Here is a 14019-nt window from a genome sequence, read left to right on the forward strand (position 1 = left end):
GTCCTGGACATGGCACTGGTGCCGCTGATCGTCTTCTGGGCGATCGGGCACGAGGAGTACCTCCTCAGCGCGCTGATCGGCCTGTTCTTCGCGGCGCTGGATGATCCGGGCGGCAGTTTCGGGCGCCGCGCGTCGTACGTCTCCGTCTTCGGGCTGATCGGCGCGGGGCTGACCGCGCCGGGGTCCCACCTCGGGGGACAGGCCTGGGGCTGGCTGGCGCTGGCGGCCTTCGTGGTCACTCTGCCGGCGGGGCTTGCGGTCGCGTTCGGCGCGCGCCGGTTCGTCACCGCCCTGCTGCTCAACGTCTGGTTCATCGTCGCCTTCTCGATCTCGTTCGTCTTCCGTCAGCACGCCCGAGGCACCAGCTGCATCTGGGCGCAGACGGTCTCCTGGGTCGGCGGGGTCGCGCTGTGGATCGCGGTGGCGTTCGTGGCATGGCTCATCCAGGGTCGGCGGGACCAGCCGCCGCCGGTTCCGGAGATTCCCGGCGACACCTCGCGGCGGAAGCTGACGCCGCCGCTGATCGTCTTCGCGGTGCTGCGCGCCGTGGTCATCGGCGGTACGGTCGCGCTCGCGTTCGGCCTGGACCTGTCGCACAACTACTGGATGCCGATCGCGGCCATGGTCGCGATGAAGCCGAACCTGGAGCAGGCCACGCTTGCCGCCGCGCAGCGCCTGGCCGGGGCGCTGATCGGCGCGCTCCGGTCCGGCGTCAGCGTCCCTGGGCGTCGGCCCGGGGAACGTCCGGGGTGGATGCCTTGCGCTCCTGGCCGCGGCGTACCGCGGCCAGGATGGCCTTGATGGCCAGCCCGAGGACGATCAGGTTGGTGATCATCTGCACGGTGACCAGCAGCCGCGCCGTCTGGCTCTTGGCGGTGATGTCGCCGAAGCCGACGGTGGAGAACACGGTGACGGTGAAGTAGAGCCCGTCGGTGTGGGAGAGGTGTGTGCCGAAGCTGTCGGGCGACAGGGATGCCAGCGCGACATAGGCGCCCGCGAACAGCAGCAGGAAGAACGGGACACAGGTCGCCAGCGCCTCGACGGCGCGCAGCCCCGGGTGCGGGGAGCGCAGGATCGTGCGGACCTGTCCCGCGACCAGGGCGACGAATACGGCCAGCCCGATCAGGAGGGTGGCGGGGGCGGCGGTCGTGGAGGTGTGGTCCAGGGGCAGCAGGTAATAGAGGGTGACGAGCAGGAAAAGCGTGCCGAGGACGCGGAGCACGGTCCAGGCGATGCGACGGAACGAGGGCCGGGCGCCGGCCTGGTCCTGGCGCGCCGCGCCGGTGCCAGGGATCATGACGCCCTCCGCATCTTCTTGAGCGCGGCCCGGAAGGACAGGCCGCGGTCGTGCCACATCATGCCGACGGCGGCGCCCAGGGTGATCACCACACCGATCGCGATGAAGAACGACATGAGGGCGAAGACCACCCCGATGGGCCCGTACTTCTGGTTGTAGCTGATGACCATGCCGGAGAAGGCGAAGTGGAACACCACCAGCATGCCGACCCAGAACGCGCCGGTGGCGACGGCGCACGGCAGCAGCCTGCGCCAGGCGACTTCGCCGGCCAGCAGGAACCACATCGTGAGCCACCAGAAGCCGATGAACGCGGGGACGTTGACGATCCACCATGCGACGGGCGCCGCGGAGTGCAACTCGTGCCCGGCCGTGGTGCCGACGGCGGTCCAGGCCACGACCCATGCCAGCCAGACCACCGCGCGCAGCTTGTCGCGTACGCCGTGCGGACGGACTTCGAACACCTGCTGGTACAGAGTCTGGAACGCGGAGGCCGATGCGATGCCGCCGAGGACGAAGAAGACCCACGACGTACCGGTCACCGCCGAGGTGGTGGCCGTGGAAGAGGCGAACAGGCCACCGACCTCGGTGGCGGCCTCGTGGTTCAGGCCCAGCCGCTCACTCAGGTACGACACCGCCGACCGCCCGGCCAGAGCGGCGACGATCAGCATGAACGGGACAGCGCACAACAGCAGCGTGGCGGCCAGCACCATGGCCCGGTTCAGGAAATCCACCGCGTCCAGCCGGTGCCACAGGTTCTCGGCCCAGGACCCGGAATACTTCGCCCTGCCCCACTCGGCGGCCCGCCGCGTACGCCCGGCGTTCCCGCTCGGCGACCCGCTCTCAGCGGTGGTCCGTGGCATGTGGTTGTCTCCCGAACCACCTGGGGATCTGCCCCTCGACCGCATGACGCATCCTTCCGGCAATGACCACCTGGGTCGATGATCGCCTGGAAACCCTTGCGCGGACGCGTCACGCGTCGTCGGGGTCACGCTGTCACCTCAACGCCTCACGGCCGTTCGAAGTGCTGGAGCACGCCGCCGACGGAGAAGCAGAGAGCGCCGGTGAGAGTGCCCCGGTCGGCGATGTCGGTGTTGATCAGGCTGCCCGCGGCGGGGCGGGTGAAGGCGGCGAGCGCCGAGACCATGAAGACAACTGAGCCGAGCTGGTTGACGGCGGCGATCCACCAGCCGAGGCCATGCGGCAGCAGACGCGGCCAGCCGCGGTGTCGTCCGCCCTTGCGTGCTGGGCGGTGGCCGCTCCTGACAGGTGGACCGCGATGAGTCCGCGACGCCGGGCGGGCCGCGTCTACCAGGCCTGCGCCGACACCGCCCGACACCTCGCCCGCCAGATCGCCGACATGGGCCCCTTCACCCGGCTCTACGACGGCGACGGCGCCCTGCCCGCCGTCTCCTACACCCTCACCGATCCCGAATCCGTCGGCCGGACCCTGTACGACCTCTCCGACCAGCTCCGCATGCGCGGCCGACAGGGCCCCTCCTACCCCCTACCCCTGCCGCCAGGCGCCAGGAAACCGTCATCCAGCGCGTCCTGGTCCGCCACGGCGTCGACCGCGACGAGATCGAACTCCTCGCCGACGACATCCGCAGGGCGATCAAGCGCTTCGACGCCGGCCACCGCACGCCGCCGACCGCGTCGGCTTCCACCACCGAGCCAGCGCCTCCGCCCCGGCGGCCGGCTCCGGAGGACGGTGCGAATACCTTGGCGTACGGAGGTGGAATGTCGCTGCCGTGCGAGGAGGGGCCGGTGTTCGATGATGAGTGGCCTGCTGAGTTCCTCACCGATGGGTGGTCGAGTGCCCGAGACCATGTCAGGTGGATCGTGCCGTACGTCGTTTCCAGGCCGAACCGCTGAGAGCGGCCCGTACCGCAGGTGCGGCGCGGTCAGGGAGCGGTGGGCGGACCGGTGCTCGCTCGCACGGGTGAGGGCACGGTGAGCGGCAGCGCGTGGACCGGGGCGGCCGTGGCCGCCGTCTCGGCCGCGTACGCGCTGGTCTCCCGACGGCTGTCCACCACCGCCGTGTCCGCTCCGATGGTGTTCACCGGTTGCGGGGTGGCCATCGGTCCGCTCGGGCTCGATCTACTCGATCCGGGCCATGACGTGGGACCGGTGCTGACCCTGGTCGAGGCCACCCTGACGCTCGTCCTGCTCACCGGCGCGATGGCGGTGCACCGAAGGGATCTGAGCCTCGGCAGGTTCCTGCCCGGCCGCCTGCTGGGGATCGGCCTTCCGCTGACCATCGGGGCCGGATGGCTCCTGGCGTGGCCCCTGCTGCCCGGCCTGACCGTCTGGGAACTCGCCCTGGTCGGCGTGATCCTGGCCCCGACCGACGCGGCTCTGGGCAAGACGGCGGTGTCCAGCCCGAGCGTTCCACCGCTCGTCCGCAACGGCCTCAACGTCGAGAGCGGTCTCAACGACGGCATGGCGCTGCCCTTCTTCGTCCTCTTCCTCGCGGGCCTGCCCGGCACGACGGCCGCGGAGGAGGGAACGGCCGGGGTCTTCTGGCGGGCGCTCGTGCTGAGCACCGCGCTGGGCCTGGCCGTCGGCGGCGTCGGCGGGTGGGTGCTGCGCCGGGCGCGCGAGCAGGGGTGGGTCGACGACGGCTGGCGGCAGGTGTTCGTCCTGGCCGTGGCGGCGGGCTCGTACACGCTCGCGGTCGCCGTCGACGGGAGCGGGTTCATCGCGGCGTGGGTGGCCGGCTTCGCGTTCGGTGTCTCTCTCCGGCAGGAGACGACGGCGGACACGCCGCGGCCTGCCGCGGACGACACTGCCGACCTGGCCGAGCACCTCGCCGAGCTGCTCGCCTGTCTGAGCTTCCTGGTCTTCGGGGCCGTCCTGCTCGGTCCGGCACTGGAGCAGCTGGACTGGCGGGTCGTCACCTACGCCGTGCTGAGTCTCACCGTGGTCCGGATGCTGCCCGTGGCCCTCTCCCTGGCCGGGAGCGGTCTGGCCCTTCCCACCGTTGCCTACGTCGGATGGTTCGGGCCGCGCGGGCTCGCCTCCGTGGTCTTCGGGCTGCTCGTGGTGGAGGAGCACGTGCCGGGGGTGCAGCTCCTGGGACGAGTGGTCGCCGTGACGATCGCGCTGAGCATTCTGCTGCACGGCGTGTCGGCCGTCTTCCTCGCGGAGCGGTACGGCGCCTGGCACAGGAAGGCCGCCGCCCGACGGCCGGACCTGCGGGAGGGGCCGGCCGAGACACCGGAGGCCGGAGCCTCGTCCACCACGTCGTAGGCCAGGGGCCGACGACGGAAGGAGTCGCATGGATTCTGATGGGCGCTCGACGGCGGAAAGTGGATCGGGCGGACACTGCTGCAGCCCCTCCCGAGGAGGGACGGCGCGGCGGGTGACCACGACCGCGCCGCCCGTCCCCGCGACCGGCGCGCGGGCGGACGGCATGGTGCGTGTCCCCGGCGGTGAGTTCCTCATGGGCGCGGAAGACGACTGGACCGTGCCCGGCGATGGGGAGGGGCCAGGGGCGGACGTACGTGACCGTGCGGAGCACCCGGTGGTCCACGTCTCGTGGAACGACGCCACGGCCTACGCCGCCTGGGCGGGCAAACGGCTGGCGACCGCGGCGGAGTGGGAGTACGCCGCCCGCGGCGGCCTCCATCCGCATGTGTTCCCCTGGGGCGACGAAATCGAGCCGGGCGGCGAGCACCGGATGAACAGCCGCTGCTCGTCCGCGCTGAGCGAATCCCAGGGCCGGACGGTGTCCAGCATCGGCCACGGCTGCCCGTCCGGGCCCGTCGCGTCCGGTTCACCATGGGGGTTGATCAAGGACAGCTCGGTGTGCTCGGGGAGCAGGCCGAGCTCCTTCTGGCGGCGCGGGATCCCCGGCCGGATCGCCTCGTACCCCTCGTCGAACACGCCCTTGTAGGCGTCGGCCCATTCCGTGAAGACGTGGTGCGGTGCGTGGGCCGCGTCCAGGGACAGGTACATGAAGAACGGCTTGTCGGGCTCGACGACCTTGGCGTCACGGAGGAACTCGATCGCCTTGTCCGAGAAGTCCTTGGCGATGTGGTAGCCCTCCTCGGGAGTGGCCGGCGGCTCCACCTGGTGGTTGTCGTGCACCAGGTCCGGATACCAGCAGCTCGATTCGCCGCCGAGGAAGCCGTAGAAGCGCTCGAATCCGCGTCCCGGCGGCCAGCGTCCCTTGTACGCCGCCATGTTGGTCTCCTCACCAGGGGTGAGGTGCCACTTGCCGACGGAGTACGTGTGGTAGCCGCGCTCGGCCAGAACCTCCGAGACGAACCCGTTCTCGAACGGGATGCGGGTGGAGATCCCGGGGAAGCCGGAACTGAACTCGGCGATGGTGGCCATGCCGTTCGACGTCGCGTTGCGGCCGGTCAGCAGCGAGGCCCTGGTGGGGGAGCAGAGTGCGGTCTGGTGGGGGAGCAGAGTGCGGTGGTGTGGAAGTTCGAGTAGCGCACGCCCAAGTCCGCGATCCGTGACGTCGTCGGCGTTCTCACCGGGCCGCCGAAGCACTCCGTCGTTCCGTAGCCCACGTCGTCCCAGGCGATCACCAGCACGTTCGGGGCACCTTCAGGTGCCTTCGGTGCCAGGCTGGGAAGCGACTTGGGAGGGGGGCCGACCGCCGTCCCCTTCAAGGGTCAGGCTCCTTGACCTTCTGCTCGGTGCCGCGTTGCGGGACCGGCGGCCGCGAGTCGATCCTGTCCGGCTGTTCCGGTCGTTCCGTTGCGAAGGGCCCCGCCCCACACGTTCTCCCAGACCAACACCCCGGCTGTCGTGCCGGGTTCCATGGCTTCGGCCAGGTTGGCGATGTCGTCCTCGGCGAGCAGGTCGGCCAGCTCCGCCTCCGCGGCACGCAGTTCGCCGACGCTGTCCGGGACATCGACCTCCATCACGTCCGGGTGAAAGGGCGGACCAAGGGAGGGCGGCGGTCACGGCGAGCCCCCGAGCGTGACCTCGAGTCATTGATACGGCGAGGCACCCGGTCAGGGCGATCAGGACGCTGAGGTGGCCGTGGCTGTCCGCCCGCCATTTCGACGCGCGCCGTCTCGGCTCCTTCCGGCGAAGGAAGCGATCGCCTCCTCCTCGGTCCCCGGGGCCTTCTGACCTCTCCGTAGTCAGCCTCGCACGGCAGCTGTACACCCGCGTCCCGGCCTGACTCTCAGCGTGGGAGACGGCAGAGGCCGCCTGTTCCCCACGTGAGACAACGGACCGGACGTGCATGCGTTCCGGGTCGCCAGGCAAGATCGTCCAGGCCTGGGTCTGCGTTCGCTTGCGCAGGCGAGCAATGGATGACGCATCGTCAGGCGGACTGTGCATGAGCTGTCGTCGCCGCGTTCGCCGACCTCAACAGGGCGTCGCCGAGATCAACCCCACCCCACCGACGGTTGATCTGGTCGACACCTTCTGGTGAGGTCTACGCGATGTTCGCCGTGAGCAGGCGGTGCATTGCCGTGGATGCTCCGGCCAGGTGGAGAGGGATCTCCAGCCCCTCGCAGATGCGGTGGGCGCGAAGGGCTGTACCGAGTGTGGCGGGCGTCGGTTCCCCGGCGGGGAGGCCGAGGGGCACGCGGCGGGGGCGGTGGGCGTGAACGAGGGCCTCGATCTCCCGTGCGGCCGCGGCTCGGGTGACGATGTCGAGATGACGGTGCAGGGTCACGCGCAGCAGGTCGCCGTCAGAACTGTGGCTGATCAGCATGCCGGCCTCCGCTCGGCGGTGTCCTCACGCCTTTTCCGGCCGGACCTCGACCCTGGCTGTCCGACCTCCCAGGATGACAGTCAGGACGTGTCACCGCAGCTCATGCCGCATCCATCGGCCAGGTGCCGCCTATGAGACACGCTTTGTGCCAACGCCTGGCCCCGGAGGTCCGGGCTGGCACGATGCTCCTCATGCATTCCGTATCTCCTGCTCGTCCGGCCGACCGCCTCAGCCTCGGTGCTGCCCCGCTTCGGGCGGCCACCGATTCGCGCCGGTCGAAGGCGGCCGCAGCCGGAGACCGGGCAGGCGGGCGCCCGTGACGGCGGGAGGCGAAGAGGGATCGGGGCAGCCGCGGATTCCTGACGTAGAGCCGGGACTGCGGCTGGATGCTCAGCTGGACGAGATCGCCGCAAAGCTGCGAGAACTGGCCAGGGCCAAGGACCGGCTGCAGGGCCTGTTGGACGCGGTACTGGCCTTGAGCAGGGAAGACGATCTGCCGGCGGTGCTGCACCGCGTCGTCGCCACCGCCATGGATCTGACCGGTGCCCGCTACGGGGCGCTGGGCGTCCTGGACGAGTCCGGTCAGGGGCTGGAGCAGTTCATCACCGTCGGCCTGTCCGATTCCGAGCGCGCCGACCTGGCCGGGACCGACCTGCCGCACGGGCGCGGGGTTCTCGGGCACCTGATCCGCAATCCTCGGCCGCTTCGGGTCGACGACATCGCCTCCCACCCCGCCTCCGTCGGATTTCCGCCCGGCCACCCGCCGATGCGCACTCTGCTGGGGGTCGCCATCAGCGTGCGGGGCACGATCTACGGCGACCTGTACCTGTCCGAACGCGGTGACGGGCGATCGTTCGACCACGAGGACGAGGACGTCATCGTCACCCTGGCCGGCGCGGCCGGCATCGCGATCGAGAACATCCGCCTGCTCGAGCAGGTCCGTGGCAGCGCTGAGCACTTCCAGCGCCTGCTGCTGCCCACTCTGCCCGACCTGCACCCCTTCACCGGTGCCGCCGTCTACCGTCCCGCCACCGCTACCGCCACCGCCCCAGGCCATCTCGGCGGCGACTGGTACGACGCCATCTGGCTGCCCGACAACGCCTGCGCCGTGGTCATCGGTGACGTCGTCGGCCACGACCTGCATGCGGCCGCCGCCATGGCGCAGACCCGCAGCATGCTCCGTGCCCTGCTCTACGACCGTCTCACGCCGCCCAGCGCCATCCTCCACCAGCTCGACCGCACCCTGCACGCCATCACCGACCTGCCCGTCACCACCGTCTGTCTCGCGCGCATCGAACCCGCGCAGAACGGCTGGATGCTGCACTGGAGCACTGCCGGCCACCTTCCCCCACTCCTGATCACTCCGGACGGGAAGGCGCGGTACCTCCATGCCGAGCCCGGCCTGCCGCTGGCCGTGAACACGGAACTGCACCGCCCCGACCACACCCATGCCCTGCCGCCAGGAGCCACCGTGGTCTTCTACACCGACGGACTCACCGAGCACCCGGCACACACCGTCGACGACGACCTGGACCGACTCGCCGAACTTGCCGTCGCCTACATCGGCCTGCCCCTGCAGGACTTCGTCGACGCTCTTGCCGACCACCACCCCAGCGACGGCCACGACGACATGGCGATCCTCGCTCTCCGTACCCCTCCGCATCCGGACGGCACGGGCGTCTGAACGCACGCCGAGCGGTCGCGTTCGTGATGAACGCGATCTTCGCGGGGCTGCAACGCCGTCGCTTCCGCAGGGGAGCCGCCGAACCCGGCAACTGCTGTGGGGGCAGGGTCCGGTGACCGTCGCGCGGGGTTACCGGCAGCCGCGAACCCGGCAGAGCCCCGGCCCTCTCTCCCGGGGTTCAGATCCCGGAGGCGGCTTCGACCTTGCCGTCTTTCACGGCGGCCTGCAGCGCGCGGTAGTCGTCTTCGTTCTGGTCGGCATACGCCTCCGCGAAGTCCGCGATGGCGTGGTCGAACTTCTTGGAGCCGCCGAGATAGGCGGCCAGGGCGATGCGGTCACCGGAGCGGGCGTGCGCTCTCGCCAGGGTCCAACCGCACAGCTGGGCGTACACCTTCATGCCCGCGGGGATCATGCGCTCGATCGGCGCCGAGAACTTCCAGTCCCGCAGCTGGCGTACGTAGAAGTCACGGTTCACGCCGTCCGGGCCGGTCACGCGGGTCCAGCCGAGGAAGATGTCGCTCTGGGCCTGCATGAGACGCTGGCCGGCGACGACGCGCTCGCCCTCGTTGACGTACAGGCTGCGTTCGGCGTACTCCTCAAGGACCGACGCCTGGGCCTCTTTGGCCTGGAGGAACAACGGTTCCACGCCGTCTCCGGCATCCAACAGTACGATCCAGGCCCGGGTGCCGACACTGCCGACCCCGACGACCTTGCGGGCCATCTGGACCAGCGAGAACTGCGCGAGCAGGTGCCGGCGGTCGGACTGCAGGGTGAGCCGGTAGTCGTCGAGCACGGTGCTGATCTGGTCGTGGATCGCGTCGGCCCGCCTGTCACTGAAGAGCTCTTCGACGGGGACGATCGTCGGCGGGTCGCTGATGATCTGTCGCCGGCCGTCGACCAGGGTGGTGAGTTTGCCCAGCGCCTGCATGCTGTCGCGGCTGTGGGCCTTGGCCAGCAGTTTCTCCGTCGCCTTGAACCGCTCTGCCTCGACCTGGGAACGGAACTGCCCGATGGCCTCCTCGATGTCCAGATGCGCGTACCAGACGTCAAGGAGGGACTGGTCCGCGAAGGCGCGCATCGCTGTGCGATAGCTCTTGGCTGCCGCCCGGACGATCTTTCGGCGGGCCTTACGGGAGAAGCCGTTGTCCCGCCCGGCCACCGCCAGGCTCGCGGCCAGCCGTTTGACGTCCCACTCGAAGGGTCCGGGCAGTGTCTCGTCGAAGTCGTTGACGTCGAATACCAATCGCCGCTCGGGTGAGGCGAACGCCCCGAAATTGGACAGGTGGGCGTCCCCGCACAGTTGCACCTGCAGCCCCGAGGTGGGCGCGTCCGCGAGATCGGCCGCCATCGGCAGTGCCGCGCCCCGGTAGAACGTGAATGCCGACACCAGCATCCGTCCGTGCCGGATCGGCACCAGCTCCGGCACCCGTGAGGCCGCCTGGCCCAAGAGCAGTCCGACCGGATCCCGGGATCGACTCGGCCGGAACTCACCGTGCGCCTCCAGCGGCGCCACCGCCCGTGCTTGCTTTCCGCGTGCCACCCGCTCCGCCCGGCTCGGACGCTCCACCACCGCCCGTGCTCCGGACGCCGCACGACCCGCTGCTCCTGCCATGGTCTCCCTGCCTCCTCCGGTCGCCTCGCTGAACAGTCCGCCGACCTCGCCGTCGATGTCGCCGAACACCGGCGCCTCCGCGGATCGAGGGCACCGAGCTCGACGTAGGAGACGACATCGTCCGCGTCCTTCTCGATGCCCGGCAGGTCGACGATCCGTACTGCGCCGCTTCCCACGAGTGGCTTCAGCTCCGGTGTCGCAGGTCCTACGGTCGTGACTCTGCCCTTGCTCGCCCCGCCTTCAGCCGGCGAGGCCCTTCTCCTTTGCCCGCTCGTACTCCGCGGCCGTGATGTCGCCGTGGTCCTCGGGATCGGCGAGCTTCGTCAGCCGGTCGGCGTGTCCCGTGCCGCCCCGTGTCCCGGTCGCGGTGGCGGCGGCCCGGACGTACTCCTGGTACCCCCGCTCGCTCGTGCGTGCCCTTTGCAGCTCGCGCTGCCCCATGCCCTTGCCGCGGGCAACGAGGTGGACGAAGCAGCCGCCTTCGGCGGGTCCGCCGACGTCGTGCCCTCGTGCACCGCGAACCTCACGTCGTACGTCATCGGCCCCAGGCGGTGCACGTCCGGGATCCGCAGGTTCTGGCACCATGAACGCCGCCTCTCCTCCGGGGCACGCTCGCCGGGCCCCGATTCCCCTGTATCCAGATTGCGACCGGTGACGGCGCCGCGCATCACCTGCACAGAGTGAACACACGGACGTGGCCGGCGCCCCTTGCGAATCCCGACGACAGACGCTGGCACTCGGCCGCCACCGTCAACCCCGTCGTCGCCGAGGACGCCGACGGCACCTGCTGAGCCCGGACGCCGAGGGCTTGCCCGGGGCAGGGCTGTCGACCGTCACTCCATCCAGTTCCTGGACGGAGTGCGGGAGCAGGCCAACCGCCTCATCGAGCAGTCCATGGAGGAGTGGGACCGGGGCAGGCGGGGCGAGGTGCCTGCGGGGTGAACTGGGAGTTTCGGCGTAGACGCGACCCCGCCCTACGCGGGGCGAGGGAGGGGCGCCTGACGGGCAAAAGCCCAGGTCAGGCGCCTCTTGTCGTGCCCCTAGAAGAAGCCGGGCTTCTTCGGTGAGAAGCTCACCAGCAGATTCTTGGTCTGCTGGTGGTACAGCGGTCGTACCCACGCTGACCAGTGGAAGCGGCAGTCGGTGCGGCTCCTTCGCGCGGATTGGTCCGGGAACGGTCCGGATCTTGGCCACGATGAGGCTGCGACAGGGGCTGAGACCGCTCTGGAGAACCTGCGGCTTGCCACGTCGATCACCGCTGGTGAGTCATGGCTTCGGAACGATGCGGGTGGGGCGTGCGGTCGCGGGCGACGTGACTACGGGTCGGATTCGGAGGTGTGGGAATCCGTCGGCACGCGCAGAGCTTCTCGACGGAATCGGCCGATGGCTCTCATGGCGCCGTGTCGGCAGCCAGGCAGGTGCCCTGCCTTCGGCTGTATGCCTCGGGAGGCCTTCCTCGGCGCCTTGGCCTGTGCCCCGTCGTACTCCGAAGGCCGGGCCGGCTGCGAAGCTGCCCTTGCCCGCCTGCAGGAGGCGATGCGCCGCGATCTCGGCGCCGACCACGTACCTGTCCGTTCTCTCACGGACATCGCTCACAGGCTGGGTATCCGTCTTCGTCGACGGGCACCGGAGCGCCCGCAGGGTGAAGCGGATGTGCGGTGTTCTCGGCTGGGACCGCTCCGGCTCCCACAGATTTCTTCGGCCTTTTGGAGCAGTCTTCTTCCGGGCGTGGTCAGTGGGGATTGTTCGGGTCGAGGAGACGGATGCCCGTGACGAGGTCGGGGCGGATGCGGACGACCTGGTCCATGTGCTGATCCGACCACGGGTGGAGCAGCGCTTGGTATCGGGCGATGTCCGCCGGGTCGGTCACCAGGCGGCAGTAGCCGGTGACGACGGCACTCCAGCCGAGGCGGGCGCTCGTGTCGATGGCGTCGGCCTCGTACGCGACGACGACTCCCCGGCTGTCGGCCTCGTGGGCGCTCAGTGTCAGTGCGGCGCCTTCGTGGATGCGGACGACGATCTGGCCCTCGTCGAGGACGTGGTTGACCGGGCGGATGGCCGGCAGCGCCTGCCGGGTGAAGACGATCCGGCCCATGGGGACACTGCCCAGCAGGTGCAGGGCCTCGTCGGGATCGAGTGTCACGGTGCGGCGCGGCGCGGCGGACGCCGCGCATGCCGGGTGGGTCGGAGTGTCGTTCATCGGGAGTGTCCTGGGAGCGGGAAGCGGAGGAGTCTCAGTAGACGCCTGGACGGGGTGTGAGGGAAGGGCCGTTCGGCCCCTGCGTCCTTCGGACCGGCTTGTTTCACCGCTCGCGCGGCTTCCGTCGCGGCTTGGCCGGGCGCCCGGGTGGGGCCGGCGCCGATGCCGGGGGACACGCGCACAGGAGCGCCACAAGCGGTGGGGTCGCCGGTGACCGTCGCGCCGGGGCCTCGCGCGGCGGCCCGTCGGCCATGCCGCCGCCATGTCGTGGGTGCGCGGGCGGGAACGCGGCCCTGACGGGAACGGGGCCCTGACGTCCCGAGAGACCGAGTGGCAGGGCCCCGCCGAAGCGGCGGACCAGGAGGCGGTCCGGTCGCCTTCCGACCAGGGCCGTCTCAGTCCCGGGCGGCGGCCCGTCGCGCCAGGAGCGCGGCCCTGCGCTCCTCGAAACGGGCGGCCTGGGTGTCCAGCGACGCGAGGAACTCGCCGAGGTCCTGCTGGGCCTTGAGGCCCTCGGGCCCGAGCCCGGAGAGGTCCATCACCTTGAGGTGACGGAGTACGGGCTGCAGGACGTCGTCGTGGTGGATGCGCAGGTCGTACACGCCGCCGAGGGCGATGCGGGCCGCGGCCCGCTCGAAGCCGGGCAGGCCGTGACCCGGCATCCGGAAGCCGGAGACCACGTCGGCGACGGCGCGCACGGCGTCGTCCGGGGCGATCTCCAGGGCCGCCTTGAGGAGGTTGCGGTAGAAGACCATGTGCAGGTTCTCGTCGAGGGCGACCCTCGCGAGCAGTCGGTCGCACACGGGGTCCCCCGAGCTGTGACCGGTGTTGCGGTGCGAGATCCGGGTGGCCAGCTCCTGGAAGGCGACATAGGCCACCGTGTGCAGGGGGGAGTGGCGGTTGTCCGACTCGAAGCCCGCGGACATGTGGGCCGTCCGGGCGCGCTCCAGGGCCGCCGGGTCCACGGCACGCGAGGCGAGCAGGTAGTCCCGCATCACGATCGAGTGCCGGGCCTCCTCCGTCGTCCAGCGGTGCACCCACGTCCCCCAGGCCCCGTCGCGCCCGAACAGGGTGGCGATCTCGTGGTGGTAGCTGGGCAGGTTGTCCTCGGTGAGCAGGTTCACCACCATCGAGACCCGGCCCACCTCGGACAGCGGCGACTGCTCCGGGGACCAGGGCTCACCCTCCAGGACCCCGTCGAAGTTCCGCCCCCTGGACCACGGAACGTACTCGTGGGGCATCCAGTCCTTGAAGACGCCCAAGTGGCGGTCGAGTTCGCGCTCCACGACTTCTTCGAGCGCGTGCAGGATGCGGATGTCCGTCCAGGAACCGGACGGGCGGGGAGACGGCAGGGTCACGGCGAACGCGCCTTTCACGGGAACTCTCGTACCTACGGGGCCGTAAGTTACGGGCTCGCGGCGGTGTTCCGATGGGGCCGTTCGGCCCCTTCTGGCGGGGCGGACGGCTCGCGTTCACTGCTCGTGGACCTCCGGCCCACCGACGCTCCGGAACCCGGCCGGAGGTCCGCCGAGCAGTTCTC

12 protein-coding genes and 3 pseudogenes are annotated in these 14019 nt (G+C 70.4%); 4 read left to right on the plus strand and 11 right to left on the minus strand.

Annotated features, from left to right (window positions below; translation table 11 throughout):
- Window positions 1-9 precede the first annotated feature (9 nt).
- Window positions 10-801, plus strand: a complete 792-nt coding sequence (locus tag ACH4TP_RS29865; RefSeq protein ID WP_398439642.1) for an FUSC family protein — start codon at window positions 10-12, stop codon at window positions 799-801.
- Here ACH4TP_RS29865 and ACH4TP_RS29870 read toward each other — a convergent pair.
- The 3 genes and pseudogenes from ACH4TP_RS29870 to ACH4TP_RS29880 form a co-directional block, all read right to left on the minus strand.
- Entirely contained in the window at window positions 713-1297 is a 585-nt protein-coding gene (locus ACH4TP_RS29870) for a potassium channel family protein (RefSeq protein ID WP_389233648.1), read from the minus strand. The two genes, ACH4TP_RS29865 and ACH4TP_RS29870, sit on opposite strands and share 89 nt — an antisense overlap.
- On the minus strand, window positions 1294-2157 hold the full coding sequence (locus tag ACH4TP_RS29875; protein WP_398439643.1) for a YhjD/YihY/BrkB family envelope integrity protein: 864 nt from the start codon (window positions 2155-2157) through the stop codon (window positions 1294-1296). Before ACH4TP_RS29875 ends, ACH4TP_RS29870 begins: the two co-directional genes overlap by 4 nt.
- A gap of 146 nt (window positions 2158-2303) precedes the next feature.
- A pseudogene (locus ACH4TP_RS29880) lies at window positions 2304-2516 on the minus strand (hypothetical protein); the annotation flags it as partial.
- Window positions 2517-3220: 704 nt separating this feature from the next.
- Here ACH4TP_RS29880 and ACH4TP_RS29885 point away from each other — a divergent pair.
- Together ACH4TP_RS29885 and ACH4TP_RS29890 are read left to right on the plus strand one after the other, a co-directional pair.
- Window positions 3221-4546, plus strand: a complete 1326-nt coding sequence (locus ACH4TP_RS29885; RefSeq protein WP_398439644.1) for a cation:proton antiporter — start codon at window positions 3221-3223, stop codon at window positions 4544-4546.
- Between the two features lie 28 nt (window positions 4547-4574).
- A pseudogene (locus ACH4TP_RS29890) lies at window positions 4575-4982 on the plus strand (formylglycine-generating enzyme family protein); the annotation flags it as partial.
- 188 nt (window positions 4983-5170) lie between these two features.
- Here ACH4TP_RS29890 and ACH4TP_RS29895 read toward each other — a convergent pair.
- The 4 genes and pseudogenes from ACH4TP_RS29895 to ACH4TP_RS29910 all read right to left on the minus strand — a co-directional run.
- Window positions 5171-5713 (minus strand): annotated as a pseudogene (locus tag ACH4TP_RS29895) (sulfatase-like hydrolase/transferase); the annotation flags it as partial.
- Window positions 5662-5844: a sulfatase-like hydrolase/transferase gene (locus ACH4TP_RS29900; RefSeq protein ID WP_398439682.1), complete on the minus strand. Its 183-nt coding sequence runs from the start codon at window positions 5842-5844 to the stop codon at window positions 5662-5664. The gene ACH4TP_RS29900 and the pseudogene ACH4TP_RS29895, both read right to left, overlap by 52 nt.
- A gap of 81 nt (window positions 5845-5925) precedes the next feature.
- Window positions 5926-6177 (minus strand): hypothetical protein, encoded by a 252-nt coding sequence (locus ACH4TP_RS29905; protein ID WP_398439645.1) that lies wholly within the window; start codon window positions 6175-6177, stop codon window positions 5926-5928.
- A gap of 524 nt (window positions 6178-6701) precedes the next feature.
- Window positions 6702-6983 (minus strand): hypothetical protein, encoded by a 282-nt coding sequence (locus tag ACH4TP_RS29910; protein WP_398439646.1) that lies wholly within the window; start codon window positions 6981-6983, stop codon window positions 6702-6704.
- Window positions 6984-7299: 316 nt separating this feature from the next.
- Between ACH4TP_RS29910 and ACH4TP_RS29915 the strand changes: the two genes are divergently transcribed.
- Window positions 7300-8667 carry a PP2C family protein-serine/threonine phosphatase gene (locus ACH4TP_RS29915; RefSeq protein ID WP_398439647.1) on the plus strand — a complete coding sequence of 456 codons (1368 nt, stop codon included), beginning with the start codon at window positions 7300-7302 and terminating at the stop codon, window positions 8665-8667.
- 178 nt (window positions 8668-8845) lie between these two features.
- Here ACH4TP_RS29915 and ACH4TP_RS29920 read toward each other — a convergent pair whose 3' ends face one another.
- From ACH4TP_RS29920 to ACH4TP_RS29935, 4 genes are all read right to left on the minus strand, one after another.
- Window positions 8846-10279 carry a DUF2252 domain-containing protein gene (locus ACH4TP_RS29920; protein ID WP_398183549.1) on the minus strand — a complete coding sequence of 478 codons (1434 nt, stop codon included), beginning with the start codon at window positions 10277-10279 and terminating at the stop codon, window positions 8846-8848.
- A gap of 240 nt (window positions 10280-10519) precedes the next feature.
- Window positions 10520-10720 (minus strand): hypothetical protein, encoded by a 201-nt coding sequence (locus tag ACH4TP_RS29925; protein WP_398439648.1) that lies wholly within the window; start codon window positions 10718-10720, stop codon window positions 10520-10522.
- 1291 nt (window positions 10721-12011) lie between these two features.
- Window positions 12012-12479, minus strand: a complete 468-nt coding sequence (locus ACH4TP_RS29930) for a pyridoxamine 5'-phosphate oxidase family protein (RefSeq protein WP_398439649.1) — start codon at window positions 12477-12479, stop codon at window positions 12012-12014.
- Window positions 12480-12874: 395 nt separating this feature from the next.
- A complete protein-coding gene (locus tag ACH4TP_RS29935; RefSeq protein ID WP_398439650.1) occupies window positions 12875-13837 on the minus strand; it encodes an acyl-ACP desaturase in 963 nt (320 codons plus the stop codon).
- Between the last annotated feature and the right edge of the window lie 182 nt (window positions 13838-14019).

Source organism: Streptomyces sp. NPDC021012, from assembly GCF_044333355.1.
Lineage (GTDB): Bacteria > Actinomycetota > Actinomycetes > Streptomycetales > Streptomycetaceae > Streptomyces.

What these genes read in the sequence shown, in the direction of transcription:
- ACH4TP_RS29925 (WP_398439648.1), bottom strand. Translation starts at nt 10,720, where the DNA reads ATGGGGCAGCGCGAGCTGCAAAGGGCACGCACGAGCGAGCGGGGGTAC.
- ACH4TP_RS29870 (WP_389233648.1), bottom strand. Translation starts at nt 1,297, where the DNA reads ATGATCCCTGGCACCGGCGCGGCGCGCCAGGACCAGGCCGGCGCCCGG.
- ACH4TP_RS29875 (WP_398439643.1), bottom strand. Translation starts at nt 2,157, where the DNA reads ATGCCACGGACCACCGCTGAGAGCGGGTCGCCGAGCGGGAACGCCGGG.
- ACH4TP_RS29930 (WP_398439649.1), bottom strand. Translation starts at nt 12,479, where the DNA reads ATGAACGACACTCCGACCCACCCGGCATGCGCGGCGTCCGCCGCGCCG.
- ACH4TP_RS29865 (WP_398439642.1), top strand. Translation starts at nt 10, where the DNA reads ATGGCACTGGTGCCGCTGATCGTCTTCTGGGCGATCGGGCACGAGGAG.
- ACH4TP_RS29920 (WP_398183549.1), bottom strand. Translation starts at nt 10,279, where the DNA reads ATGGCAGGAGCAGCGGGTCGTGCGGCGTCCGGAGCACGGGCGGTGGTG.
- ACH4TP_RS29905 (WP_398439645.1), bottom strand. Translation starts at nt 6,177, where the DNA reads ATGGAGGTCGATGTCCCGGACAGCGTCGGCGAACTGCGTGCCGCGGAG.
- ACH4TP_RS29910 (WP_398439646.1), bottom strand. Translation starts at nt 6,983, where the DNA reads ATGCTGATCAGCCACAGTTCTGACGGCGACCTGCTGCGCGTGACCCTG.